Here is a 26,304-nt window from a genome sequence, read left to right on the forward strand (position 1 = left end):
TTCGTCAAAGGTTTAATACATTTTACCGCTTTCACCAGTATTCGGTTTTGAATGCCCAGAAATTGGTCAAAGCGCAGAGGATTGATGTCATGGAACAGCTTATCCGTGCAGAAATGCAGGTACTCCCAGTGATAGACGCTGAGTTTGAAGTTCAGCGCCGCGTAGCTTTTATTCAACACAAACTAAAACAAGCGCATTGCAAATCTTTAGTGCTGGGTATCAGTGGTGGGGTCGACTCCACTACCTGTGGTCGGTTAGCTCAACTCGCGGTAGATGGCCTTAATGCTGAGTCAGCCTCAGAAGACTATCAGTTCATCGCTGTTCGTTTGCCCTATGGCCAGCAACACGATGAAGATGAAGCCCAGCTGGCATTACAATTCATCCGCCCTACGCATTCAGTATCGGTTAATATCAAGCCCGGTGTGGATGGAACGCATGCAGCTACACTGGATGCTCTGACCGGCACCAACCTTATTCCGCAAGATGATAGTAAAATCGATTTTGTTAAAGGGAATGTTAAAGCACGTACCCGTATGGTGGCACAGTATGAGATTGCCGGTCTGGTCGGTGGACTTGTCCTGGGTACTGACCACTCAGCTGAGAATATTACCGGCTTTTATACCAAATGGGGCGACGGCGCTTGCGACTTGGCACCACTGTTCGGCCTGAGCAAACGCCAGGTACGACAAATTGCAGATTATCTTGGCGCACCGCAAGAACTTGTTCACAAAGTGCCAACTGCCGATCTTGAATGCCTGACACCTCAAAAGACGGATGAAGAGGCACTGCAACTGACTTACGACGAAATTGATGATTTTCTTGAAGGTAAAGCTGTCAGCGATTCAGTGAAAGAGAAACTGATCGGCATTTATAAAGCCACCCAGCATAAACGACAGCCAATCCCGACCATTTACGATCAGGATTAAGCGAACCGACGCTGAAAAGCAAAAGGGCTTTGCGTTAATGCAAAGCCCTTTTTGTAAGTCTGACTGTGATGATTACTGACTCTTATCCGCACTTTTACTCTGGCGAATTTGTTCAGCAACAATTTGAATCGCCTCTCCACTACTGATGCCTTGCGCCATCAGCTCATGAATTCGCTCTGCCGCTTCTTGCTGTTCTTCGTGAGTTAAAGAAATTGACGAATCACCAAACATAACGAATCCTGTACACTTATTGAAAGGGAGGCCATTCTAACGACTCTTTGGCAGCCTGTCATTGATAATTCCCCTACCCCGGATGCCCGTCAGCACGAGCCTGAGTGAGTATCGGCCAGAACACAATGCTAAATACCCCAAAGGCCACCGCCCACAATAATGCAGATAGTATGTAAGCGTGTTGCACGAGCTGCGGGAAAATAGCTATCAGTAACGTTCTGACTAACACAGCCAGAAGCAAAATAACAAAAGCTGCCAGAATCAGCTTCCCTGTCTGCAATGCCCTTCCTGTATGCCCTAGTGAGACCCTGACAATCATCGCCAGTATCATGCCTCCTATGCCCCCGACTGTTATGACATGCAGTGAAATACTGTAGGGTAATTGCTGAGGATAAACCTGACTGACACCTAACAGGAATACGCCCAAAACAGTAAAGTAATAGGCGAAATGAAGCATCCACAACAATGGGATACCAAAAGTTCTGCCTGTTCGCCAACGTACCAGACGCGGAGTTTGCGCTAATGCCGCAAACATACACAAGCCACCAAACCACATTGAAGGCAACTCTGGGGAAATCAGCAATAATGACAGGAATACAGCCCACATAGGCCACAGAGCTAAATGTTCACGCCAAAGTACACGTGTGATAGGGTCGGTTTGTGTGCCTCGCGCCGTAAAAAATGGGATAACACGGCCTCCCATGACAGTCATCAGCACAGCAATTAACAAGGTAGTTTGCAATGCCACAGTGGTCAGCGGAACATCAGTCCAACCCAATACCGCTCCATGCATACGAGCGTTTAGAAGCAACAACAAACACAGCACTGGCAGAAAAAGTACATTCCGCCACTGGCGAAGCCGAACTATTGGTATCGCGAGGAAAAGAAGTGCCATAGCCAGCCAGAGCAGGTCAAGTATCATCCAGACAACATTGGGAACCATAACAAGCAACGACACTCTCGCAATCAACCATATTGCAAACACCAGCCCCAGCTTCCAGCCGCTGATACCAGGAAGACCTGTCCAGTTTTGTACTGCTGTCAGCAGAAATCCAACTATCACCGCACCGGTAAATCCAAAAAGCATTTCATGGCTGTGCCACCACACTGGATTGCCGTACATAGGGAACAGTATAAAACCAGACCAAAAACCCGCCCAGATTACCATTGTGATAACGGAGAACAGACTGGCAGTCAGGAAAAAGGGCCGAAACGCCAAACGTAAAAAAGGGGGGATCTTCAGTGCGGAAGCTTTATCTACAATTTGCATGTGCTTTTCACTACTTACAGTAAAAAAGACATCATAGACAAATATGACAGAGGCAGGTTGATATAAAACAATAAACCAAGACACTGTGGCCTTGGTTTCAGGTGGTCAAACCTGCGCTATCGTTTCAGGTTACGCAACAGACTATTACTCGGTATAGACTGTTAAAAATCAGGATAATCAACCGGCCGTGTTATTCTTTGAATATCCAAAATAGAGATGTCCCCCTGCCAGCGGCTTTCAACCAGTCCGACACTCAACCAGTAACGGCCATCAGGCACATCAATCGCCGGCAAACTTGTCGGTAATTTTCCATCGACATCCTGAGTCCAGATAGGGCTCCAGCTTGTGTCGTTCAAATCAAACAAATTCATCGACAATACAGGCGACGGGCACGTTGAATTGGGTATCACTTCGCGCTCAATACGCCAGTTTTTACTGTCTTTCCAGCCAATTTTCTGTTTCGGATCCGGCTTGGTCAGTATTATCCAGGAATTCCAGCTGCGCTCGCTACCTGCCGTTATTTTCAACTGATAAAGACCTGCAGCTAAGGGCTCATCTAAACGACGGGATTCAGAGACAAACTGACCATTCTCAGAAATAGAAGCCGCAGGCATACTGAATTGCGTGTCTGGCCAGCGGGAAAACGTTATATCAAGCTGTTTAGCCTGAGTAATTCCCGTAACAGACAACCTCAGTAATACCTGGTTCAGGTTCTGGATCACCTCACGTCGAACAGCTACTTTAGACAGCCACTCAGGAAGACTTCGTTGTTTCAGACTGAAACCGCAATCTTCTGTGATGGCAAGCTCCAATAAATCGTTCAGATTAGCCTGCTGCTCCTCAGAAGGAAGCTGCTGCCAGGCCTGAACCATAGTCTCGAAACTGGCAGCCGTGTTCCCTTCCAGTAACCGCTGGTGCGCGACAGTATAGAGATCCTTACCCACAAACCATTTAGCCGATGCCTGAGGGATCATGAACAGACATGTCACGATCCCAAAGACAGGTGTTACCCACAGCGATTTCATTCTTGCGGTGCTTTCATCCGATAGCCAACACCGCGCAGCGTTTCTATCTCAATACCAGGCAGTTTCTGACGTAACTGCAGGATATGAGTATCGACAGTACGTGTTGTTGGATAATGGTTATACCCCCACACCTGATCGAGCAACTCGTCGCGGGTAAACACCCTGCCTGAATGTTTAGCAAGGAAAACAAGCAGTTCAAATTCGGTGCGAGTGAGGGTGACAGAGTCCCCTTTTTGCTTCACTTCACGGCTTTCCAGGTTGATCAGTGTTTCACCAATCGAAATAAGGTTAGCATTTTGCGATTCAGACTCACCATTTCTCAAGTGTACACGGATACGGGCCAGCAGTTCTTCTTCGGCAAAAGGTTTCGTCAGGTAATCTTTGGCGCCTGAGTCCAGCCCGATGACTTTATCATTCACGGACACCATTGCTGTAAGCAGAATAACTGGAACCGATTTCAGCTTTAACCAACCGTCAAGGTAAGTCAGCGAGTCTCCTTCGGGTAGTTGGCGGTCAAGAACAACCAGATCGGCTTGCGCCCACAAAGGTTCAACATTGGTTGCACAGTCAGCATACAGGCACTCATAGCCTGCTTCTTTCAAACATTCGAGCAAACCATCAGCAAGGTTGCGGTCATCTTCAACCAGTAGCAGAGTTTGATTCACACGGTATCTCCAAAATAAAAGTGGTTGGCGGACCTATTAATTTCATCCGCCCACCCATTCGACGGATCATCGATTCAACGATTGTCAGTCCCAACCCTAAACCTTTTTCACTCACAAAGGGTTTTCTCAGTCGGGCCCAATCCTTACTACCTAAACTTCCCTGGTCTTTAACTATGACAATCAATTTTCCATCTTTGAACGATGATGTTAATTCAATCGGGGCTTGGCCATATTTGTGAGCATTGGACAGCAAGTTATCAATACAGGTTCCAAGCCAGTACATATTGACCTTGACGCCACGGTCCTCAGGAAGTGACAATGTCACATCATATGGTTCTGCAATAAATTCAATCCATTCATTAAAAGACTCCAGATTCTGAACACTCAATTCTTGATGATTCGCCTGCAGGTAATCCTTACTGGCCTCGGCCAACTGCCTTAATCGGCGTGAATCTTCGGTCAATCGTCTGAACTCATCATATAGGGTTTCAGGCAAAGCATCAAAGTGACGACGAAAACCTTCCACCGTCATGCTCAAACTTGCGATAGGTGTGCGAAGCTCGTGAGTCAGGATTTGCAGGACCAGCATTCTTTCCTGCATAGCACGTCGGCGAATACGCCAGCGATACATCACCCAGCCCATAAGCAAGCCGATATTGACAACCAGCAACCCTGCAAGCAAATATGTCGTCAGGTACGACTTATCTTCTTCCTGCCAGCAAATGTTGCCACTTTTGACTAAGCAGAAGTCAGTGGCAACCAAACGCGTAAAGTGCAGATCATGCTTTGCCAGTGCCTGGGACCATGTAGGCTGATCATAGACATGGTATTCATTCCCATTGCGGATCCAAAGCTCACCATTGGAGATGAAAGCTTCCGCACCGGCAATAAACACACGGATTTCTTCACTGCTCATCCGCTGTAATCGTCCCAGCACAGTGCCTGTCGCTGCTAGATCACGTTCCTGAATGTGTAAGTAGCTTTCCAGTTCTTTTTTACGGTTTGGAAACTTTTCCAGGTAACGCGCAGCATAACTCCCACCGCCTGGATGAACATAGCCAGAACGTACAAACCAGCCTCTTGGTAACACAACGCTGTTACACATCGCGCGAGTAAAAACGACAGGATGTGTTACCAAAGGGCTGACGGGCCAAGGGCCCTTACAGGTTTCCGAATTTTGATAAAGGTGTCGCAACGCCGATAGCGGGTACTTTGCTGATTGCGGCAACAAACTAGATGGCAACAGCAAGGGTGTCGGGTAACGACTTTGTAACTGACGAAAATCGTATGTAGCCAGAGGTTTACTGGAAAGCAATTCAGCACGAGCCGCTGACATACGATCAGGCAAACTTTCCGTCTCCGCTTTGAGGGAGCCTGTAAACAGAATAGAAATTATTAGCACATACTTTTTCATAGCGCGGAAGTTTAACATTCACCGGTTCAGTATTGTCAGAAAATTGTCATTAGATCAGATAACTATAAAGGGATTCCGCATTCTCGCCATCCTCACGGAGCAATCAGCCCCCAGATTACAGGCTATTCATTCGCTTTTCTGTTGAAGCTTTCGCATCAGACACCAAAAAAGAAAAACGCCGCTCAATACTTTAAGCGGCGTTAGTGAGTCGTTTACTGAGTTACTTACAGAAAGCGGGCAATGTTCTCAACACTCTCTTTGGCGTCACCAAACAGCATCTGAGTGTTTTCTTTGAAGAACAATGGGTTTTGAACACCTGCATAACCGGTATTCATTGAACGCTTGAATACGATAACGTGTTTCGCGTTCCACACTTCCAGAACTGGCATACCGGCGATCGGGCTACCAGGGTCTTCCATTGCTGCCGGGTTAACCGTATCGTTAGCACCGATCACCAGCACAACGTCTGTCTCTGAGAAGTCTTCATTGATTTCGTCCATTTCCAGGACAATATCGTAAGGGACTCTCGCTTCAGCCAGCAGCACATTCATGTGGCCAGGCAAACGACCTGCAACCGGATGAATACCAAATCTGACTTCCACTCCTTTTGCCCGTAGTTTCTCTGTAATTTCATGGACCGGATATTGCGCTTGCGCAACTGCCATACCGTATCCTGGTGTGATGATCACTGAACGAGCATCTTTCAGCATTTCTGCAACTTCTTCCGCAGAGGATTCGTGGTACTCGCCCACTTCTTCATCACCGGTAGAAACAGAGCCATCTGTACCAAAACCACCTGCAATAACACTGACAAATGAACGATTCATTGCCTTACACATGATATAAGACAGTATCGCACCTGAAGAGCCGACCAAAGCACCCGTCACAATGAGCAGATCATTTGCCAGCATAAAGCCAGCCGCCGCTGCTGCCCATCCTGAATAGGAGTTCAGCATTGACACGACAACCGGCATATCTGCACCACCTATCGATGCGACCAAATGATAACCGAATGCTAAAGCGATAATTGTCACAACAATGAGTGGGAATATCGATGGATCCGGGTCAACAAACACTGTCAGTAAAACAAGAGAAACCACAACAGCCAGCAAGTTCAGTTTATGACGATGAGGCAACATCAAAGGCTTGGATGACATTGTGCCGCGAAGTTTGCCAAAAGCCACCACTGAACCTGTAAAGGTCACTGCACCGATGAACACACCGATGAAAATTTCAACCAAATGAATGGTTAACATCGCACCAGTCAGTGGTTCACCATGGTCAAGGAATGTATTGAAACCAACCAGTACAGCAGCCATACCCACAAAACTGTGAAGAATAGCAACCAGCTCTGGCATCTGTGTCATTTCAACTTTCTTGGCATAGTGGATACCAATGGCACCACCCACAATCATGGCCAGAATAATCCAGCCAGTACCTGCTGATTCGGGGCCAAAAATAGTGGCAATCAATGCTATGGCCATCCCTGCCATGCCAAAGTAATTACCTGACTTTGCGGATTCCTGTTTAGAGAGTCCTGCCAGCGACATTATAAAAAGGACAGCAGCAATAATGTAGGCCGCTTGAACAATTCCTGCAGACATTGATAACAACTCCCTTACTTATCTTTACGGAACATTTCAAGCATCCGCTTAGTGACAGTAAAGCCACCAAAAATATTGATACTTGCGATCAAAACAGCAATAAAGGCAAAGAAGGACACGACGCCAACTCCCTGACCAATCTGCAATAAGGCACCGACAATAATGATACCGGAGATAGCATTGGTCACTGACATCAGTGGTGTGTGCAATGCATGCGTCACGTTCCATACGACGTAGTAACCCACCACGCAGGCCAGAACAAAAACCGTAAAGTGAGAAAGGAATTCAGCAGGTGCATAGTTAGCGACCCAGCCAAACAATAACGCCCCCGCAGCCATCAAACCATACTTTCTGGCTGGCGCCATTGGCGCTTTTTCTGCTTTGGTGACAGGCGCCGCGACCGCTTTTTCTTGCTGAGGAGCTGCAGATACTTTAATGGGTGGTGCCGGCCAGGTGAGTTCACCTTCTTTCACCACGGTTAAACCGCGCAGCACTTCATCATCAAAGTTGATATTGATATTGCCGTCTTTTTCTTTGCATAACAGCTTCATCAAATTAACCAGGTTAGTCGCGTAGAGCTGGGATGACTGGTTGGGCAGACGGCTGACCATATCGGTATAACCGATAATTTTTACGCCGTTAGGCGTAGTGATAACTTTATCGGCTTCCGTATAAGCACAGTTACCTCCATTGGCAGCTGCAAGGTCAACGATAACGCTACCGGGTTTCATGGAATCAACCATTTCCTGCGTAATCAGACGAGGTGCCGGGCGACCGGGAATCAACGCGGTAGTGATAATAATGTCAACGTCTTTCGCCTGCTCAGCGTACAATCGCTCGGCGGCCTTGTTAAATTCATCTGACATTTCTTTCGCGTAGCCATCACCTGTGCTGGTATCTTCTTTGAAATCGACTTCAAGGAATTCAGCACCCATAGACTGCACTTGCTCTTTGACTTCAGGGCGTACATCGAAGGCGCGCACAATGGCACCCAGGCTGCCCGCAGCACCGATAGCGGCTAGTCCGGCAACCCCTGCACCGGCAACCAGCACTTTTGCTGGCGGTACTTTACCTGCTGCAGTGATCTGCCCGGTAAAGAAACGTCCAAACTCGTGGGCAGCTTCAACGACGGCACGATAACCGGCAATGTTTGCCATTGAGCTCAATGCGTCCAGGGCCTGTGCACGTGAAATACGCGGCACTGAATCCATCGCCATTACATTGATATTTTTACTGGAAAGTTTCTTCAGCAATTCTGGATTTTGCGCCGGCCAGATAAAGCTGACCAGGCTGGCCCCTTCTTTCAGAAGAGCAATCTCATCATCACTGGGGGCATTTACTTTAAATATCAGATCTGACTGCCACACTTCTTCCGTAGACACGACACTAGCGCCTGCAGCTTCAAAAGCAGCATCATCAAAACTTGCGTGAATACCAGCGTCATGTTCAACAGCAACACTGAACCCCATTTTTAATAGCTGTTCGACCGTTTTCGGCGTCGCAGCCACTCGCGTTTCATTCGCGAGTATTTCTTTAGGCACACCTATCTGCATCGTTATTCCCTGAACAGTAGCAAAAATGTACACATTTAGTATCCAATTCCCAGTATCGCAACGGCTGAGTATGGAACCAATACAACACTCTTTACTTGAGATTAAACAACGGATGTTATTGACTTATCAGAAGTTAATGACACCAACAATTTAAGGGTAAATCCAGGCTCTGTAGTCAATTTCATTCATCAGCCCAACACTGCAAGAGAATGAACTACGCACCCAAGATTACCGTTTTCTCCCAACAACATTCAGGGTTTCCCACCAGCCATGCAAAAAACAGAATGAGCAATAACCGGGGTCCGGCTCCCTGATAAAAAGTACCGGTCTCTAAACATTCATTTCAGCGCAGCGTCTTTACTCCTTCAGACAATGCACTCATTTACCGGAACATGGCATCGCCAGTCTGATCGATAAACATCTTGGCTTTATTCACCATAAATGTTGTCGCATCCGCTTTACTTGCCAGTAGATCTGACCGTATGAAAGTGTGTGTTTTAAGCTCACCTTCACATTCTTTGCAAATCCTGCCAGCAATCCGAAACTGCCCGCCTTCGGAAATAGGCTCAGGGTAAATGAGATACCCTTTATATTCCTCAGGTGTTACTTCAAGCGTTTTCGAATCTGCCGTTTCTCTTCGAAAGAGCTTTGACCAGAAACCCACGAAACCACTCCTTTCCGATATATTTAATGACACTATCATGCCATATGCCTATGTAAAATAAACCCAAACAGATTAAAAACTGATAATTATGATGAAAATGTTCTAACTCAGTGTTACTCACCACGAACTTACACCACTTTCACATAAGAAAAATTAACACAAAAAAAACGCCGGCTTTCGGCCGGCGTTTATGTTGTCTTGCAAGTAACATGCTTATCGAATCAGACCAATGTCTTTCTGCAGATGAACTGGCAGATGAGAAACCTGATAAGTCTTAACGGATACCTGCTGACGTGGTAACAAAATATCCAGTGCGTGTGCAATCAATCCTTTGATGTTTAGCGAATAGGCTTTCTTCTCCATGACGTCCTGATTTGTAATGGTGTCGAAATGCATTGCCTGTGCCATGATTGCCTCAATATTGATAGGTAAGATGTTGTTCTACAGGGCAAATAGTAACCGGTTGATTTTTGAACTAAAAATGACATTTTTTCCATTAAATCATAAAAAAATCTAATCTGTTAAACAAAAGTTTCAATTTGAATGACTGTAAAAAATATATACGCTGAAGAGATGAATAATCTGTCATGAAATGGTATCAATAAATGCCTAAATAGCGTGTTACCAGATCAAGCCCGACCATAAATCACAACTAATTAACAATCACACAGGATGTAAGATGTTATCCCTGCTTGCGAGACACTCATCAGTACTTTTATTACTTGCCGCTTTAATTGGATTTTCCTTTCCAGCGATTTCTACTGCAATCTTCCCTTATTTGCCTTACATTCTTTTCTTTTTGATGTTATTTACTTTGATTGGGATAAAACAAAACGCTTTAATCAGCCTTTTATTTCAGCCGAAAATCTGGGTTTACGCTTTTTATCATGCTGCACTTCTGTCAATGCTCTCAACCTTCATTGCCTCTGTTTTGGGTGCTTCATCATCATTGATCCTGGCCATTTCAGCAGTTGCGGCAACCGGTTCATTGTTTGCCACTCCGGCCATAGCACGCTCAGTCGGACTGGATGTCATGACAGCCATGGCGATGACAATTGCCACCACGCTGCTGATGCCCGTTGTTCTCTGTATCAATCTGATTGTTTTCCGGCATGACAGCTTCAGTCTTGATCTGATCACGTATTCCCAGCGACTGGTCATTTTCATTTTTGGCCCTATGCTGCTCTCAGCACTGTGTCATCGCTACGTTCCTTCCCACATTATTCAGCGAACACACAGTAAAATTGCGCAAGTGACCATTTTGCTGGTACCGGCGTTTCCCATGGGCTTGGTGGCGGATTTTCGTGAATTTGTCGATCAGTCATGGCAGCAAGGATTACTCTACTTTGGTTACGGTATTGCAATATGTCTGCTGTTCTTTACCACTGGTTTTCTTCTGTTTATGCGGAAAAATGTCCAGAATGGTCTCCTTGCGGGCATCACTTCTGCAAACCGGAACGTCTTGCTGACTTATACCGTTGCCGGATCTGCATTAGGCCCTGACTATCTCATTCTTGTTGGTGCACTTCAGCTTCCAATCTATGCCATGCCGTTAGTGGTAAAGTGGATGAGCCACTTACTCAATAGCAAGACCCCAACACAAACGCCCTCTGTGAGCTGATTCCATGAGCAGAAAACAAGCAATTGTGCGGATTGAACTGATAAATATTGTTTAACGTGATTCCAGTCTTGCTCTTTGCTCATTGATTTCATTATTATCGGCAGGAATTCTCAGGGCGGGGTGAAATTCCCCACCGGCGGTAACTGATCGAGGCAGGCAAGTAAAGCCAAGCTTGTTTCGACAGAAGCCCGCGAGCGCTTCATCGCAATCACACTCAGTGTGGATGAAGGTCAGCAGATCTGGTGAAACTTCGTGTTCAACTGCATGCAGCGAGTCCAGAGCCGACGGTTATAGTCCGGATGGAAGAGAATCAGCGGATTTGTTTCTTGCTTTTACATTATGTTCAGCGAGCCTTTGGCTTGCCTGTTAACACCTACCTGTAAAGCTATTTCAGCCTGGCTGAAACGCTGTTTTTTTGCGCCCTGATTCTGGTAACGTTAATGTTAATAATGGAGTAAATACCATGAATCAGTCTCTGCTTTCCCCTTTTGGTACCGCTTTCGAGCGCGTTGAAACTGGCATCCGCGCTATTCGTGAAGGTCGGGGTGTATTGGTTGTTGATGACGAAGATCGTGAAAACGAAGGGGATATCATTTTTGCTGCCGATACGCTCACGACTGAGCAAATGGCGCTGATGATTCGCGAGTGCTCAGGCATTGTCTGCTTGTGCTTAACCCAGGAGCGAGTAGACCAACTCGAGTTACCCATGATGGTAGACAATAATACCAGCGTAAATCAAACTGGTTTTACGGTAACCATTGAGGCTGCAAAGGGCGTCACAACAGGCGTTTCTGCCGCTGATCGTGTCACCACAATCAAAGCAGCCATTGCCGATGATGCACAGCCCGGCGATTTGCACAGACCAGGCCATGTTTTTCCGCTGAAAGCGAATTCTGAAGGTGTGCTGGGTCGTCGGGGTCACACAGAGGCAACCATAGATCTGATGCGCCTAGCAGGCCGAAAGCCGTATGGCGTGCTCTGCGAGCTGACCAACCCCGATGGCACTATGGCCCGTCTGCCTGAAGTGATTGCATTTGGTGAACGTCATGATATGCCCGTTTTGACCATTGAAGATCTTGCAGCCTACCGATTAGCGCATCTGTCGGCGCAGACAGATGAAGACCATGCGGCTGCCGAAGCCGTATTCGCATAAGCATTTCTGAGGCGCTGAAGAGGTATTTCGTTGAATACCTCTTTTATTCCCGCTCTCAGATACCCGTCACTGGTACCCAGTATGTCAGGGCACTCCAGGCCACAATCCAAACACTGATTAAAATTGCATCCAGCCAATCCCGATTCATACCCAACTCTTGCCTGATTACCTTATCAGTTATCAGTCGACCGGGGACTTGCCATCATTAAATAGAAAATAGGCAGATAAAAAAGCCTGACGTATGGTCAGGCCAGACTACAAATTACCCAAAACGGATGTTGAGCTTTACGCAGTACCCTGTTCATGCTCACACTCACATGGAATGTAAGTGATGAGATCGTCTTTCGGTGCAGAAAGCTTTTGCTGATAGCGCGCATAATTTTCAAACGCTTCAGCCATAGTGCAATCGAGTGATAAAGGTGCCATTTCGCAATCCAGCAGTGCCTGATAACCTTCTTTCCCTGTCGCCGTATAGCCGGATGATACTGAGGTATATACAGCGTCATCTTCCAGAGGCAACCACTCCCCTTCTTTGAAATATGCGAGTTTTTCGATCCGCTTACCTTTCGGCAAACAACAGCGATAAGTAAAACGCAAATGAGCCGTATAGGGGAAACTGCCGGTTCCCGTGCCTTCAACGCCGTTATCAACAGCGTTATCAATCGCTCCTTCAAGCGCTTCACGCACTTTGACGCCTTTGACTTTGTAAACCATCAGTCCAATGGCGAAAGGCAGTAAACGCCCGGCAATATCAGCAGAACTGATAGGCCCGGGATTAAGCGAGGTTCTGACACCACCAGCATTGTGAATACCAAAATCAACCTCAAAACCCATCTGTCTGCCATGATGAACAAAACTTTCAACCACCAGAGGGGCAATGGCGCTGGCACCATGGCTATCAGGAACTCTGACATGACGGAGTGATTCAGTCACTTCTGCCACTTTATTGGTCTGGCGTTCACGAACCGCCGGACGATAATCCAGATTCAGAATATGCTCTACAACCGGATCCTTAGCACACATCGTAATATTTGGCTGTTGCTGAAGGTAGCGTTTTACCATTTCGTGGCAATCCGGGTCTAAATGCTCATTGCGTGTGGCATCCAGCGTAAATTGGCGGCCAAGCAGCAACTGGTTACCGCCAGACACCTGTTCAATACTGCCGTCAGCCGCAAAATCGATCGAAATCTGCCCTAAAGCCAGAGCATTACAACCGGCCTGCACCACACAGGTATCCTTGATCTTGACGGCATACTGGTCTTTTTTGCCGTATCCGACATTGATGAAGTCCCCTTGCATGGTATGGGTATGACCGCCGATGATAACGCCTATCCCATTCACTTTTTCAGCCAGTTCAAGGTCACGCTCATAGCCAAGATGACTGAGCAACACGATTTTGTTCACGCCGTGACAGTGTAACTCTGCAATGGTCTTTTCAGCAACGGACACAACCGATCGGAAAGAGGTATCCGGATCCGGATTGGCAATTTTATCCATATTTTCAATGGTCAGGCCAAAGATTGCGACTGGCTCACCCTGCACATCTTTCAGCATGTAGCGCGCACAACCCGTATCATTGTTATAGGCCAGCAGGTTTGATTTGGGTCTCAGCGGGTTACGCTTACTTTGATCTTCCAGACTCAAATCCCAGTTACCAGCCAGCATTGGAAAATCGACCTGATCCAGAAAATCAGCAACCAGCGTGTTGCCCATATCCAGTTCATGATTACCCAGCGCCATAGCTTCTACACCAATCGCATTCAGCAGTCTGGCATTGGCCTGGCCTTTAAACAGCGAAAAATACAATGTGCCCTGAAAGCAATCGCCCGCATGCACGAACATAAACTCACGGCCATTTAAATACGCTTGCTTTCTTGCCTCTTTCACCGCCGTCGATACCCGTGCAAACCCGCCACAACTGGCATACACAGTCGTCTCATGCTTATTCCCTGCAACAGACGGACTTGGCGTTTGCATTAACACCTGTTCGGGCAAAGTCAGTTTGATTGCTGAGGGTTCAAAGTGAGAGTGCGTATCGTTGATATGGGCGATGGTAATTCGGGCTTGAGTGTGTCGGGTCATAAAGGCTTACAGTTCTCCGTGAAATATTTCAATCAGATATGATTCTTATCACATTGTGCATATCATCATACAGGAAAGGGCAGTATCCAGGGATGAATATCTCATCTGTCACAAAAATATCACCATAATCAGGCAACCAAAAGTCAGAAAGGCAGCATTAATGCTGCCTTTTCATGCATTTATAAGTTCACATATAAAGATATTACTGATAGTGCCCGTGCCGTTGCAGGACTTCAATTTTGTACCCATCCGGGTCTAAGACAAAAAAGAAACGAGCCAGTAACTGGCCTTCGCGGGAAAATTCCTTGATATCCAGTGGTGCATACCCGAGAGCGCGCAGCTTTTCATGTTCCGCGTCCAGATCATCCACCGCCACAGCAATATGCCCGTAACCGCTGCCGTGAGTATAAGGCTCAGCACCTTTGTTCCAGGTCAGCTCAAGCTCCATATCATTCTCATCGTTACGCAGATAGACCAGGCTGAAGTCATCAAAATCCAAGCGGTGTGCAACGTCTAAATCCAGTGCCTGTTTATAAAAAACGAGGGACTTCTCCAGATCATGTACTCGCACCATGGTATGAATTATTTTTGCCATCAGCCAACTCCTGATAAGTTAGGATTTGTTATCCCAATAGGTGTTTGATAATTCTGAGCCAATACTCAGATTTCTGTTTGGTCTGGACTATAACAATCCCGTTGATTCATCACAAGCAGCCGCCCGGACTGAATTTCAATCACGATGGAAATCAACAGCTTCTGCAAATTTTGTGAGCATATACATGAACACACTGTCTCGTAATGCTATAGGCTTACAGTAAGTAAACACAGTGGGCAGGTGAAGAATGCATTTAAGCAGAATCGAAATTGCAGGTTTCAGAGGGATCAAACGCTTGTCTCTGACACTGAATGAGCTGACGGTACTTATAGGTGAAAACACCTGGGGTAAATCCTCCCTGCTGGATGCTCTGAGTATCGCACTTTCACCAGACGCCAAATTCCATAACTTTCATTTTTCTGACTTTCATGTTGATTATTCGCTGGGCCATACCCAGGTGTCTCAGATTCACATCGTCCTGAACTGGGTTGAAGATTATCCAGGCGAGCACAAAGCCCGGCGTTACCGTTCTTTCAAGCCCGTATGGGTCAGAAACGGAAAAGACGGTAAGCAATTTTACTATCAGATAACCAGCGAGCGTGAAGACGATAAAGTGATCACTGAACGTCACTTTCTCGATGCCGGCGGCAATATCATCGACTGCCCGGACAATAATAAACTTGCCAGACAATTGATGGTCTTACACCCTATCGTGCGAATCCGCGATGCAAGGCAGTTGCGGCTTGAAACAGAACAGCAAGAAGAGATCGATCAGGAACAACGAAATCTCATCAACACCCGGATAGAGCGGCGGCTCGATAATACCTGCCGCCGCCTGATGACACGCCCCGGACATGTCAGCAGCGATGAAATCAAAAGTAGTATCCGGGCATTGCGAACGCTGGTTGATCATTATTTTGCGTTTACGCCACATCATAAAGCGCCTCGCAGGGATCTCAGGCCTTTTCCTGAACGCACTCACTATTCCCCTAACCCTCTGGAAATGCTGGCCCGCCCGGAAATGACCAAACAAAACAGACTGGTACTCATGGGGCTCATCAATGCCTACATCCGCGCCCGGGGGCCGGTAGAACTAAAGCGCATATCGCGTCCCATCATGATCCTTGAAGACCCGGAAGGCCGGCTCCATCCCATCATTCTTCATCAGGCATGGGCTTTTGTCGTTAATATGCCTATGCAGAAAATTCTCACTACCAACAGCCCGGAACTGGCATCCGTTGTGCCTTTGAACAGTATAAAAAAGCTCAACAGAGAGCCGGATAAAACCCGGGTTTACAGTCTGGACAGCCATAGCCTCAGCAGGGACGAGCTACGCAGAGTTGGCTTTCATGTACGGTTACACCGCCCCGGCGCACTCTACGCCCGGGCCTGGCTGCTTGTAGAAGGGGAAACAGAAGTCTGGCTGTTAAATGAGTTTGCTTACCGGTGCGGGTATAACTTTGCTTCTGAAGGCGTCCAGGTTATTGAATTTGCACAAAGTGGCCTGAAGCCGATTATCAAAATTGCAAGATTAATGGGCATTGAATGGCATGTCGTGACAGACGGCGATGCCGCCGGCAAGAAGTACGCGGAAACGGTGCGACATATGCTTGGCAGTGAATTGGATAAACACAGGTTAACCGTATTACCTGATCTCGATATCGAGCACTTTCTGTTCAACCACGGTTATGAACCTCTTTTCCGTAAACTGGCCAGAATATCGGATGATCACCCTGCGCCACCCAAGAAGATCATACAGAAAGCGCTCAAGCATCATGCCAAACCTGATGTTGCCCTGGCCATGGTGGAATTCACAGACAGCGAGGAAATTGATCATATTCCAACCTTGCTGCGCTGGTTGCTAAAGCGCATGGTTGCTCTGGCTCGTGCTTCAACCACCTGAGCCAGAGCATACACAACACAAAGGTGACGGCATCAATTAACAGACTTTTCAAAGAAAAGCGTTACCGTGCCAACGTGAACGCCCCATTTACTCATTCTGGCAACGTTAAACATACGGACATCATCCTGGAGGAACATCCAGTCATCAAAGGCGATGTCATAGGTGGTCTCCCCGACAGGCACCCTCAGCGTGTACTGCCAGTTAAGTGCATTGCCTGACACCTTACCGGTGGCATCGCCTACCACATCTCCCGCCGTTCCGGTGTAAACACCTTCGGACTGACGCTGGATTGTCCAGATCCTCTGCTGTTTCTCTCCGTCATCGAACACAAAGTCTTCTTTGAGCGTCAGCGTATTACCCTGAACGGTTCCGATAATATCAACGGAGAAACGCCTTGTCTGCTTGCCGGATCTGTCCTGAAGCATCCCCCAGGCTTTCACATTGCCATTGAAATAACTGAACAGATCCAGTTCAGGACGGTGATATTTGTGATCATCAACGGATGCAGAACAGCCACTGATTAACAGCACCACCATCAGCCCTGTCACTTTTAGCCAGTTAGCCCACCTGGTGTTGTACCTATGTATCATCCTGTTTCTCCCTTATGTCATACCCGTCCGATGAGCCGTTTTCGCAGCTCGGGATACCGAGTCTGTGGTGATAACCAGATATCCAGAAAGGCATTAGCCATTTCCCTGTCCCGTACTTCGCCAATCACAGTGTTGTCCCGGTAAAATGTCCCTCCACCAGCGTGAATCACAAATATCAGCCGATCGCCTTTACGTACATCCGGCCAGATATTATCAAGCACAAGCCGCCATTGCTGGCGTTTGGCAGCCGTAACTCCCAGTTTCTGCCATTGGTCATCCGTCGCATCCAGTAAGTCATCTTTATCAATATCCCGCTGATACTTGATCACCAGCGCGACCGAATCCGCCATCTTTGCATTGTAACGCCCAGACGGAGTACGAAGCTGAGAGTCATAAATCACCCAAGGGCCCCATTTTAAAGTGGCCTCTCCGACAACCGGCCAACTTTGCCAGGCGCCGCTGGCCAGTGACCAGGGCGAGACTAACAGCAACACAGCAGTGAAAATCGTTAGCAGACGCATCTCATACCTCCTTTTCGATACAGATTCGTATCCACAACAAAAGAAGTCCTGAAAAAACCAGCCAGCACACTGTGACTATCAAAATGGTCAGTGTGTCGCCAGCAGGCCAGGACACAGCACCCAGTTGTTTTCCCGCCAGGTAGCTGCCTGCACCACCGAGACTGCCAGCCAGTAACACCAATGAGGCCGGATACCTTGCCAGGTTATGGCGCAGGAACCAGACAAAGGTGGCAAACCCCAGCCAAAGCAGAATGAGCCAGGCTGGCATAAAGCTACTTTCAAACCGATAAATATCCGTATAGGTCAGTAATCCATCCATCAGGCAACCTGCCAGTGCAATAACCAGCACCTGTTTTACTGAAGCCGGATAACACCACCAGACTATGACCAGGATACACGCCAGCAGCGCGATCCAGTCATTTTGTCCCAGAACCGCCAGCAGCCAGAATCCGTTAAACAACAGACCGACGGCAACTAATGCCTTGGTCGTTAAGGTTTGTGTCCCGCATGGCGTTTTCATTTGCTTTACCCTTCTCGTTAGTAAACCAGTGAGTTATTGCCACTTTGGTCTGCTGGCTATCAATTGCACTGTGCTGATCGTTTTTTCTTTAAATCCACCTTCGCAATAGCACAGGTAATAACGCCACATACGAATAAAACGTGGATCAAAGCCTTGCTTACTGAGCTGTTCGGCACTGGCATTAAACAAGCGGTGCCAGTCGGCCAGTGTGCGTGCGTAGTCCAGTCCGATATCTTTCAGATCCCGGATAACAAAATCGCTGTATTGCGTCAGACTTTGCGCCAGCAGTGTCACAGACGGCAGAAAACCACCCGGGAAAATATGCTTCTGGATAAAATCAACGCCTTTGCTGTAACTCTCAAATCGCTGATCAGCGATAGTAATTGCCTGTATCGCCAGCAGACCACCTTCTTTTAACAGCGACTGACATTGCTTGATGTAGGTCGCCAGATAACGTTTACCTACCGCTTCTACCATTTCGACGGAAACCAGTTTGTCATATTGTCCGCTCAGATCGCGATAATCTTTGCGCAACAACGTAATACGATCCGACAGGCCTTCCTGTTCTACACGTGATTTGGCGTATTCATACTGAGCATCAGAAATGGTTGTTGTGGTCACCCGGCACCCGTACTGTCTGGCAGCGTGAATAGCCAGCGCCCCCCAACCCGTACCAATTTCCAGCAAGTGATCATCAGGCTGTAAATCCAGTTGACGGCACAAACGATCCATTTTATTTAACTGTGCCTGTTCTAATGATTCTGAAGGATCATGATAGATCCCGCAGGAGTACAGCATTTGCGGGTCCAGAAACGTCCGGTAAAAGTCATTTCCCAAATCATAATGCGCCAGAATGTTTTGCTTTGAGCCGGCTTTATTGTTGCGGCGGGTAAAGTGTTGCCACCCTTCAGCCAGACGCGTCATCCAACTGGTTTTTGACTCCAGCTTATCCAGCATGGATAGATTTCTCGCCAGCACCTGGACAACAGCAGTGATATCGGGGGAATCCCACCAGCCATCCATATAAGCCTCTCCGGCAGCAATACTGCCACCTTGTAACAGTCGCTGGTAAAGCCCTGGCTCTCTGACCAGAACATGCGCCTGACAATTCGATGTTTCATCCCCGAACCGATGTGTTTCGCCCTGGCTGTCTACCAGTGTCAGGCCGGCATGGCGTAATTGCGCCAGCAAAGCAAAGACCAGACGGCGAGCCATTGTGCCTTTTTCAGCTTGAGTGCTATAGCTGCTTTTCGTTTCTGTGTTCGACATCGTCTACCTCAGCGTTCCGGTTGTTTTCTTTTAGAAGGCTTGTCAGAAGTGAAGCCCTTAACTGTTTCTGTATGGAAATGTGCGTCCTTCGGGTAACCATGAAACGGCACTTTTTTCCACCATAGCTTCATGGCCTGCCAGTAAATGCCGGCGACCACCTTGAGTGTCTGAATCGGCGTCTGCCGCAGCAGACGCCAGAGTACCTGGGTGGTGAAAGCCTGTTTACGCAGTGCCATCGTCGCATCCATGACGGTGCTGCCCGTGTCGTTGCCAATAATGTCCAAATGCACAAATACTTGACTGACAGGCGGTTTCAGCCGCCAAAGATAGTGCTGAGCCATCGGATTGAAGGGCGACACGTGAAAAGCTTTGCCCTGTAACCACTGCTTTTCATGCCAATCCGACACTGCTGGCACAGCATAGTAATGGCGCTGATTCCATGGGGTATTACTCACTTCCGCCAACAGCCAGCGCCATTCACCCTGTTCATCAAAACAGTAATAAAGATTAAGCGGGCTAAAATAGAGCCCAAAATACCGTAACTGACACAGTTGCTTCACTTTTCCTGCGAGCCTTTCGCCGGTCAGCTCAAACAGCTTGTCCTGAACCTTTTGCTTGAGGGGCCCTTCTCCCTCCGCCCTCAGATAGTCTTCCCGTCGCCACCTTGCGGGGTGATACCAGCGACAGCCAAACCCCACAACCTGCTCGCTGAGTGAGGTCACTTCATCAAGATCAATCAAGGGCATAAACATGGGATAGCTAAACGCATGTTTCACCGGGGTAAAACGACGATGCCTCACCTGACCGACACACAGGCCGCTCTGTAAATCAGACATTGTCATGAGACTAATTCCATTCGCGGCAGGCGCTTGCCATTGCCTGACGCCTCAATCGCATTCACAACATCCAGTGCACTGCGCACACCGTCTTCATGAAACCCGTTGTACCAGTAAGCACCACAGAACCAGCAACCCTGTTGGCCGTTAATCAAACCACGCTGCCCCTGTGCGGCTATGGACTGTGTATTAAACACGGGATGTGCGTAGCTGAAACGACGGAGGATGGTTTGAGGATCGATATCGTCAGTGCGGTTGAGCGTAACGCAGAATGTCTCCGGTGAATCGAACCCCTGCAGAATGTTCATGTTGTATGTCACGCTGGCCAGCTGACGCTCACGACTTGCTTCATCCGGCAGATGGTAATTCCAGGCTGCCCAGGCACGTTTGGCTTTGGGCAGCATGTTCCGATCGGTATGTAACACCACCTCATTCTGCTGATAAGGGATAGCCCCTAATACCTGAGTTTCGTTGACCGTCGGGTCAGCCAGCATGCTGAGCGCCTGATCACTGTGGCAAGCGAAGATCACCTGATCAAAATACTGCTGTCCGCGGGCGGTAGTAACTTCTACCTTAGGACCTAACCGCTGCACACTCAGAACCGGCTGATTGAGATGAATCCTGTCAGCAAAGTCATGGGTCAGGCTGCGTACATACTCTCTCGATCCGCCCGGCACCACATACCATTGAGGTCGGTTCGTCACTTCCAACAAACCATGGTGACGGAAAAAACGGACGAAGAAAGGCAACGGAAAAGCCCGCATATCTGACAAGGTGGATGACCAGATAGCAGCCCCCATGGGCAATATGTAGTTCTGACAGAAATACTCATTGAATCTGTGGGAAGTGAGAAACTCCCCTAAAGTTGTTGATGCCAGTTGATCAAGATCCGCTTCCCTTGCCAGTTTGTTGAATCTCAGGATGTCACGGATAAAGCGGTAAAATTCAGGACGAAATAAATTGCGGCGCTGGGCAAACATAGAAAGCGCATCATGACCGTTATATTCCAGTCCGATAGCGTCGTTCTGCACACTGAAGCTCATCTCAGTCGGCTGGCGGCCAATACCAATCTCTTTGAGCAAGGCTTCGAACTGCGGGTAGGTTCTGTTGTTAAAGACAATAAACCCGGTATCAATCGCATAACGACCGCTTGCAGTTTCAACATCCACCGTGGCGGTATGGCCGCCAATATACTCGTTGGCCTCAAACACAGTGATGTCATGCTGTTCGTGCAGTTTCCATGCACAGGTTAATCCAGCAATGCCGGTACCGATAATCGCAATTTTCATTCTGTTTTCCCTGTCATTTTTTTTACGATCGCCAGCTGTAACGACATAGGTAACAGCGACAGTAGTTTGAGATACCCGCTGAACAGCGGCGGAAAGTGCACTTCTGAGCGGCGCTTGGCGATACCTTTCCGGATTTTTAACGAGGCATAGTCCGTGGTCACTCTCATTGGCATCGCAAAATCGTTCTTATCGGTCAATGGTGTTTTGACAAAACCTGGCGACACCAATGTCAATGTGACACCGTCACGGGAAAGATCCATTTTCAGCGTATTGACCAGATAACTGAGCGCGGCTTTTGATGAACCGTAGGCCTCAGCCCGGGGCAAAGGCACATAGCTGGCCGTTGAACCGACAATCGCAAGATGGGTTGTTTCGGTAAACTTGGGCTGCAAGGCTTCTATACAGTTCAGTACCCCGAACAGATTGACATCAAACACACGTCTGAACAGAGCCACATCCACTTTGCCCTGTTCGATGTATTCACAGGTGCCAGCATTCAATATGATCAGGTTTGGTCGTATTGATGAGTCACCCAAGGCGTCCCAGGTGGCCTGATGGTCAGTGACATCAAAGGCAAGCGGAATGATTTTTTCGCTGAGATCAGCAAGGTGCTGCAACTTATCAAGCGAACGTCCGCACGCAATAACCTGCCAGCCATCTGCTGCATAATCTTTGGCCAGCTGAGCGCCAATGCCAGAACTGGCACCTGTAATCAGTACTGTCGACATCATCACAAACCTGCCTTAATCATTTTCACCACACGGCCGAGAATCGGTATTGCTTCGTACAACATTTCGCCCAGATCGAAATAGTCCCTGTGTTTAATCACCCGGTTATCAAGAAAAGTCAGATGCGAGCACCCTTTCACTGTGCGGTATTCGCCTTTTGATAATTTCGGATGCGCAAATGTCATGGTCCACACCAGATACCCCTGATGAGCATCACTCATGCTCTCTTCAATCGTGAAGGAACAATGTGTGACATTCGCGAACAAACGTCTGAAATACTCCTCCAGTGCCAGCCAGCCTTCCACTTTGTGGGCGGGATCTTCAAACACCACATCCGTATGGTAGAGAGATTCGAGACTGGCAAGATTGTCCTTACCTAACTCACTGTATACACGGATAAACCTTTCCATAACCGATAACTCGGTACCGGTTGAATCGTTTGGTGTCTCTCTCAGTGGTACAGGTTCGCTATCCAGCTCTTTCATAATGTGGCTTCCTTCCTGTGTTTAGCATTAACCCGCTTCCGCTGTGGCTTTTGCCTGTTTAAATGCCTCTATGGCATCTAATCTCGCCAACTTGTGATCGACCATTGGCATGGGATACTCAAGGCTGGCTGCTCCGGGCCACTCATGGGGGGTGTGAATATATTTATCGGGTACTTTTTCGAGCTCTTTTACCCATCTACGTATGAACTCGCCGTTTGGATCAAACTTTTTTCCCTGCGTGGTCGGATTAAACACCCGAAAATAAGGCTGAGCGTCGGTGCCAGTAGAAGCGGCCCATTGCCAGCCACCGTTATTAGATGCCAAATCCCCGTCGATCAGATGAGACATGAACCACTTCTCACCCGCCTGCCAGTGGATCAGCAAATCCTTGGTTAAAAAGCTGGCGGTAATCATCCGCAGTCTGTTATGCATCCAGCCTGTGGCTTTAAGCTGCCGCATAGCAGCATCAACGATCGGAAATCCGGTTTCTCCCTGTTGCCATCGTGACAGAGCAGCATTGTCTGAATGCCATAGCACTTGGTTTGTCCAGCCGATAAATGGTTGGGCCCGGCTGACCTTCGGATAGGCTTCAATAAGATGGCGGTAAAACTCGCGCCAGATAATTTCATTGAGCCAGACAAAAGGGCCATCCTCCTGCTTCTCGAGTGCCTGCGGGTGCTCATGTAAAATCGCGGAGACACATTGCCGGGCGGACAAGGCACCGATGGCCAGATAAGGTGATAACTTACTGGTGCCTTCCACAGCAGGAAAATCCCGCTGCTCACCGTAGTCCGCGACATGCTCGATACAAAAACGCATCAAGGCATCGCGTATGGCATCTTCTTCAACAGGCCAGAGGTGGCTGTCGACCAGCGGGTAATCCATCCATGACTTGCCGAGGCTGGTCTCGATCACTGAGCCAAAGCTCTCCGCACAGTCACTGGGTGATACAGGTTGCGGCACAGCTTGTGCCAGCGCCGGGCTTTGCTGGAACTGACGTAACCATTCGCGGCGAAATGGCGTATAAACTCTGAAAGGCTCGCCCTGACGGGTCAGAATCGTGCCGGCAGGCAGCACGCAAGTATCTTCCAGTACACTGAATTTGATCCCCGCTTCTGCCAGCGCATGACCGACAGCCATGTCACGTTGACGCTCATTCCATTCATACTGCTTGTTACAGAACACATGCTCGACCTGCCAATCACGAGCCAGTGTAGCCATACAGTCAGGGACCGCGTTAAAGTCAGCAACTGCTTCGATGCGCATTGGAATATTAAGCTCAGCCAGCTGAGAACGGAGCACAGCTAACCGACGGCGAATAAAATCGATCTGGATGGGAGCTACATCGTGAGCCGCCCATTGATCAGGTGTTGCAATGAACACTGCCAGCACAGACTGGTACTTTTGGCACGCCTGAATCAGGGCGGTGTTATCGACTGTTCTCAAATCTGCCCGAAACCACATCAGGCATCGATTGCTGCTATTCGTCGCGGCCATGGCTTCAGGCTCCTTTTAACTGCTGTACCCAGTCTGCATGAATAGCGGCAATACTGCCCCTGAGCGAGACCGGACAATGAAACTCAGCGTTAATACGCGCGAGCTGCTTCAAAATCGCCGCAGGAAGTTTGCTCTCTCCAATGACGACCACAGAGTCAAACTCCTGCTGCGAGACCGCTGCTTCCAGACCATGCAATTTGCCGTTAAATGGCAGATTATCTAACAGCGTGACGCTGTAACCTTCATTACTCAGTGACAAAGCAGTGAGCCAGATATAATGCGTTATGCCATCTTGTGCCGGTTCAAAGCTCAGCAGCATGGCTTTCCGACCGCTTCGCTTACGTGTTTTGGCTACCAGACTGGCGCATTGCTCAATCAGGGTGGATTGCCACAGTGCTTGCTGAATTGCCCGCAACGGATTAGCCGGATCGTTAACCTGCGTGTCTACAGGTACTACTACTTTTTCGATGAACATTGGCAACGGGTATTCTTTCATCAGCTGACTCAGAAGCTGCTCGAGTTTTCCGCGCCGACAATCTGATAAAGCACCCAGTATCGGTGAAATCGCATCACAGTTTTCTTCCTGACTGGCGGCGTCACTCACCTGACCGTCAAGTAACGGTCTTACCTTGCTGATAGCGACACCTTTCTCAAGCCAGGACAGGATCAAGCGGATCTTTTCAATATCAGCCTGAGTATATAAACGGTGTCCTTTTTCTGTGCGCTGTGGCTTGATCAGCCCGTAGCGGCGTTGCCACGCGCGTAAAGTGACGGGATTCACACCCGTCATTTCAGACACTTCTCTAATAGCGAACAACATAACTTCAGAGGCCATAACGTAATTTCAACTCCTCCGGATACGGATTAAGAAAGGTCTGCAACTGCAGATACGGATCCGGGTATTCTTTCAGGTAATGTTTAATCAAGGCCAGAGGGACTAGAATAGGCTGATGGCCCAGGCGGTAGCTTTCAATTAGGCCCAGTAGTTCCTGCTTTTGTTCGCTGGTCAGGCTGCGTTTGAAATAACCCTGCAAATGCATCAGCACATTGGTGTTGTTGCTCCGGCGGGCATGTTTGCTCAGGGCATCCATGAACTGCTGACGGTATTCAACGAAAAACGCTGCCATATCCCAGTCTTTAATACCGGCTACTAATCGCCCCATCTCTCTGTACGCTGTCGGGCTGTGTGCCATTAAGACGAATTTATAGCGCGAATGAAATTTAACAAATGCATCCATAGTCAGACTCTTACCTACGTTTTGGTAAAAATCGTGCAGGGCATAAATACGAAAGACGAAATTTTCGCGTAACACTGGATCTTGCAGTCGCCCGTCTTCTTCGACGGGCAGCCAGGGCATAGCCGCCATCAGTTGTTTGGTAAACACCCCTACTGTTCCGCCCGGTACGGTATTACCGTTCGGGATATACAGCTTCACCCTTTCCATGCCACAAGTGGGTGATTTGGCACATACCACAAAGCCACACAGAGATTGAATGCCACTGATGTGCTTATCAGCAAACGTCTTCATTTTTTCGGTGAAATCGCTCTCACCGCCTTTGCTGTCGACAAGGCGCTCACCATTTTCATGCTGTACCAGCCTTATCGTTGGCCTTGGAACAGGCAAGCCGATTGCCATTTCCGGACAAACCGGTCGGAACTGTACAAACTTTGCCAGCTCGTCCGTCACAAAACGGTTTCGTTTGTGTCCGCCATCAAAGCGTACTTTCTCGCCAAGTACACATGCACTGATACCTACCGGGATACTCATCTCACACCTGTACAATAAATTATCTTGTACAATGATGTTAGCCAAGCTTAGTGAGTTGTACAAGAAAATAAAATGTATAAGTTTGTAACTACGG

General features: G+C 48.2%; 26 protein-coding genes and 1 riboswitch. Of the genes, 4 read left to right on the forward strand and 22 right to left on the reverse strand.

The features are described from left to right. Positions 1 to 89: 89 nt before the first annotated feature. Entirely contained in the window at positions 90 to 926 is an 837-nt protein-coding gene (gene nadE, locus D6M16_RS11330) for an ammonia-dependent NAD(+) synthetase (protein WP_120512022.1), read from the forward strand. Positions 927 to 998: 72 nt separating this feature from the next. Here nadE and D6M16_RS11335 read toward each other — a convergent pair whose 3' ends face one another. From D6M16_RS11335 to D6M16_RS11375, 9 genes are all read right to left on the reverse strand, one after another. Beyond that, positions 999 to 1,157 (reverse strand): YoaH family protein, encoded by a 159-nt coding sequence (locus tag D6M16_RS11335; RefSeq protein WP_081669192.1) that lies wholly within the window; start codon positions 1,155 to 1,157, stop codon positions 999 to 1,001. Between the two features lie 73 nt (positions 1,158 to 1,230). Beyond that, the gene (locus tag D6M16_RS11340) at positions 1,231 to 2,511 is read right to left on the reverse strand and encodes an NnrS family protein (RefSeq protein ID WP_338048220.1); all 1,281 of its coding nucleotides are present in this window, start codon (positions 2,509 to 2,511) and stop codon (positions 1,231 to 1,233) included. Between the two features lie 77 nt (positions 2,512 to 2,588). After that, complete coding sequence (locus D6M16_RS11345) at positions 2,589 to 3,452, reverse strand: DUF2861 family protein (RefSeq protein ID WP_240435597.1); 864 nt, start codon at positions 3,450 to 3,452, stop codon at positions 2,589 to 2,591. Further along, positions 3,449 to 4,117 carry a response regulator transcription factor gene (locus D6M16_RS11350; protein WP_120512024.1) on the reverse strand — a complete coding sequence of 223 codons (669 nt, stop codon included), beginning with the start codon at positions 4,115 to 4,117 and terminating at the stop codon, positions 3,449 to 3,451. Before D6M16_RS11350 ends, D6M16_RS11345 begins: the two co-directional genes overlap by 4 nt. Next, positions 4,092 to 5,531 carry a sensor histidine kinase VxrA gene (vxrA, locus tag D6M16_RS11355; protein ID WP_120513133.1) on the reverse strand — a complete coding sequence of 480 codons (1,440 nt, stop codon included), beginning with the start codon at positions 5,529 to 5,531 and terminating at the stop codon, positions 4,092 to 4,094. Before vxrA ends, D6M16_RS11350 begins: the two co-directional genes overlap by 26 nt. A 224-nt stretch (positions 5,532 to 5,755) precedes the next feature. After that, complete coding sequence (gene pntB, locus D6M16_RS11360; protein WP_120512025.1) at positions 5,756 to 7,135, reverse strand: Re/Si-specific NAD(P)(+) transhydrogenase subunit beta; 1,380 nt, start codon at positions 7,133 to 7,135, stop codon at positions 5,756 to 5,758. A gap of 14 nt (positions 7,136 to 7,149) precedes the next feature. Further along, a complete protein-coding gene (gene pntA, locus D6M16_RS11365) occupies positions 7,150 to 8,688 on the reverse strand; it encodes a Re/Si-specific NAD(P)(+) transhydrogenase subunit alpha (protein WP_120512026.1) in 1,539 nt (512 codons plus the stop codon). Positions 8,689 to 9,070: 382 nt separating this feature from the next. Beyond that, the gene (locus tag D6M16_RS11370) at positions 9,071 to 9,352 is read right to left on the reverse strand and encodes an HlyU family transcriptional regulator (RefSeq protein WP_120512027.1); all 282 of its coding nucleotides are present in this window, start codon (positions 9,350 to 9,352) and stop codon (positions 9,071 to 9,073) included. Positions 9,353 to 9,565: 213 nt separating this feature from the next. Next, entirely contained in the window at positions 9,566 to 9,760 is a 195-nt protein-coding gene (locus D6M16_RS11375; RefSeq protein WP_027251300.1) for a hypothetical protein, read from the reverse strand. Between the two features lie 496 nt (positions 9,761 to 10,256). On the opposite strand from D6M16_RS11375, the gene D6M16_RS11380 reads away from it, so the two are divergent. Beyond that, complete coding sequence (locus tag D6M16_RS11380; RefSeq protein ID WP_240435598.1) at positions 10,257 to 10,973, forward strand: hypothetical protein; 717 nt, start codon at positions 10,257 to 10,259, stop codon at positions 10,971 to 10,973. Between the two features lie 102 nt (positions 10,974 to 11,075). Then, a riboswitch (FMN riboswitch) is annotated at positions 11,076 to 11,288 on the forward strand. Between the two features lie 148 nt (positions 11,289 to 11,436). Further along, on the forward strand, positions 11,437 to 12,126 hold the full coding sequence (ribB, locus tag D6M16_RS11385) for a 3,4-dihydroxy-2-butanone-4-phosphate synthase (RefSeq protein ID WP_120512029.1): 690 nt from the start codon (positions 11,437 to 11,439) through the stop codon (positions 12,124 to 12,126). 285 nt (positions 12,127 to 12,411) lie between these two features. Here the strand turns inward: ribB and D6M16_RS11390 are convergent, their stop codons facing one another. Then, positions 12,412 to 14,208, reverse strand: coding sequence for a bifunctional metallophosphatase/5'-nucleotidase (locus D6M16_RS11390; protein WP_120512030.1), 1,797 nt, complete (start codon positions 14,206 to 14,208; stop codon positions 12,412 to 12,414). 202 nt (positions 14,209 to 14,410) lie between these two features. Next, positions 14,411 to 14,803: a VOC family protein gene (locus D6M16_RS11395; RefSeq protein WP_120512031.1), complete on the reverse strand. Its 393-nt coding sequence runs from the start codon at positions 14,801 to 14,803 to the stop codon at positions 14,411 to 14,413. 247 nt (positions 14,804 to 15,050) lie between these two features. Here D6M16_RS11395 and D6M16_RS11400 point away from each other — a divergent pair, with 247 nt between their 5' ends. Continuing rightward, positions 15,051 to 16,706 carry a DUF2813 domain-containing protein gene (locus D6M16_RS11400; RefSeq protein WP_120512032.1) on the forward strand — a complete coding sequence of 552 codons (1,656 nt, stop codon included), beginning with the start codon at positions 15,051 to 15,053 and terminating at the stop codon, positions 16,704 to 16,706. Positions 16,707 to 16,738: 32 nt separating this feature from the next. On the opposite strand, the gene D6M16_RS11405 is transcribed toward D6M16_RS11400, so the two are convergent. The 11 genes from D6M16_RS11405 to D6M16_RS11455 form a co-directional block, all read right to left on the reverse strand. After that, positions 16,739 to 17,296, reverse strand: a complete 558-nt coding sequence (locus D6M16_RS11405; RefSeq protein WP_120512033.1) for a DUF3833 domain-containing protein — start codon at positions 17,294 to 17,296, stop codon at positions 16,739 to 16,741. Positions 17,297 to 17,313: 17 nt separating this feature from the next. After that, the gene (locus tag D6M16_RS11410) at positions 17,314 to 17,817 is read right to left on the reverse strand and encodes a chalcone isomerase family protein (protein WP_120512034.1); all 504 of its coding nucleotides are present in this window, start codon (positions 17,815 to 17,817) and stop codon (positions 17,314 to 17,316) included. 1 nt (position 17,818) lies between these two features. Then, positions 17,819 to 18,337: a DUF2878 domain-containing protein gene (locus D6M16_RS11415; protein WP_120512035.1), complete on the reverse strand. Its 519-nt coding sequence runs from the start codon at positions 18,335 to 18,337 to the stop codon at positions 17,819 to 17,821. Positions 18,338 to 18,370: 33 nt separating this feature from the next. Beyond that, positions 18,371 to 19,606 carry an SAM-dependent methyltransferase gene (locus D6M16_RS11420; RefSeq protein ID WP_120512036.1) on the reverse strand — a complete coding sequence of 412 codons (1,236 nt, stop codon included), beginning with the start codon at positions 19,604 to 19,606 and terminating at the stop codon, positions 18,371 to 18,373. An 8-nt stretch (positions 19,607 to 19,614) separates the two neighbouring features. Next, positions 19,615 to 20,448: a DUF1365 domain-containing protein gene (locus D6M16_RS11425; RefSeq protein WP_240435599.1), complete on the reverse strand. Its 834-nt coding sequence runs from the start codon at positions 20,446 to 20,448 to the stop codon at positions 19,615 to 19,617. Beyond that, positions 20,445 to 21,731 carry an NAD(P)/FAD-dependent oxidoreductase gene (locus D6M16_RS11430; protein ID WP_120512037.1) on the reverse strand — a complete coding sequence of 429 codons (1,287 nt, stop codon included), beginning with the start codon at positions 21,729 to 21,731 and terminating at the stop codon, positions 20,445 to 20,447. Before D6M16_RS11430 ends, D6M16_RS11425 begins: the two co-directional genes overlap by 4 nt. Then, positions 21,728 to 22,459, reverse strand: a complete 732-nt coding sequence (locus D6M16_RS11435) for an SDR family NAD(P)-dependent oxidoreductase (protein WP_120513135.1) — start codon at positions 22,457 to 22,459, stop codon at positions 21,728 to 21,730. The genes D6M16_RS11430 and D6M16_RS11435 overlap by 4 nt, the downstream gene beginning before the upstream one ends. A gap of 2 nt (positions 22,460 to 22,461) precedes the next feature. Continuing rightward, positions 22,462 to 22,869 carry a nuclear transport factor 2 family protein gene (locus D6M16_RS11440; protein WP_120513136.1) on the reverse strand — a complete coding sequence of 136 codons (408 nt, stop codon included), beginning with the start codon at positions 22,867 to 22,869 and terminating at the stop codon, positions 22,462 to 22,464. A 102-nt stretch (positions 22,870 to 22,971) separates the two neighbouring features. Then, positions 22,972 to 24,441 (reverse strand): deoxyribodipyrimidine photo-lyase, encoded by a 1,470-nt coding sequence (gene phrB / locus D6M16_RS11445; RefSeq protein WP_120512038.1) that lies wholly within the window; start codon positions 24,439 to 24,441, stop codon positions 22,972 to 22,974. A 4-nt stretch (positions 24,442 to 24,445) separates the two neighbouring features. Further along, positions 24,446 to 25,261 carry a MerR family transcriptional regulator gene (locus tag D6M16_RS11450; RefSeq protein WP_205576879.1) on the reverse strand — a complete coding sequence of 272 codons (816 nt, stop codon included), beginning with the start codon at positions 25,259 to 25,261 and terminating at the stop codon, positions 24,446 to 24,448. A 4-nt stretch (positions 25,262 to 25,265) separates the two neighbouring features. Continuing rightward, the gene (locus D6M16_RS11455) at positions 25,266 to 26,210 is read right to left on the reverse strand and encodes a YbgA family protein (protein WP_120512040.1); all 945 of its coding nucleotides are present in this window, start codon (positions 26,208 to 26,210) and stop codon (positions 25,266 to 25,268) included. Positions 26,211 to 26,304: the final 94 nt, after the last annotated feature.

This window comes from Photobacterium salinisoli (assembly GCF_003614885.1).
GTDB lineage: Bacteria > Pseudomonadota > Gammaproteobacteria > Enterobacterales > Vibrionaceae > Photobacterium > Photobacterium salinisoli.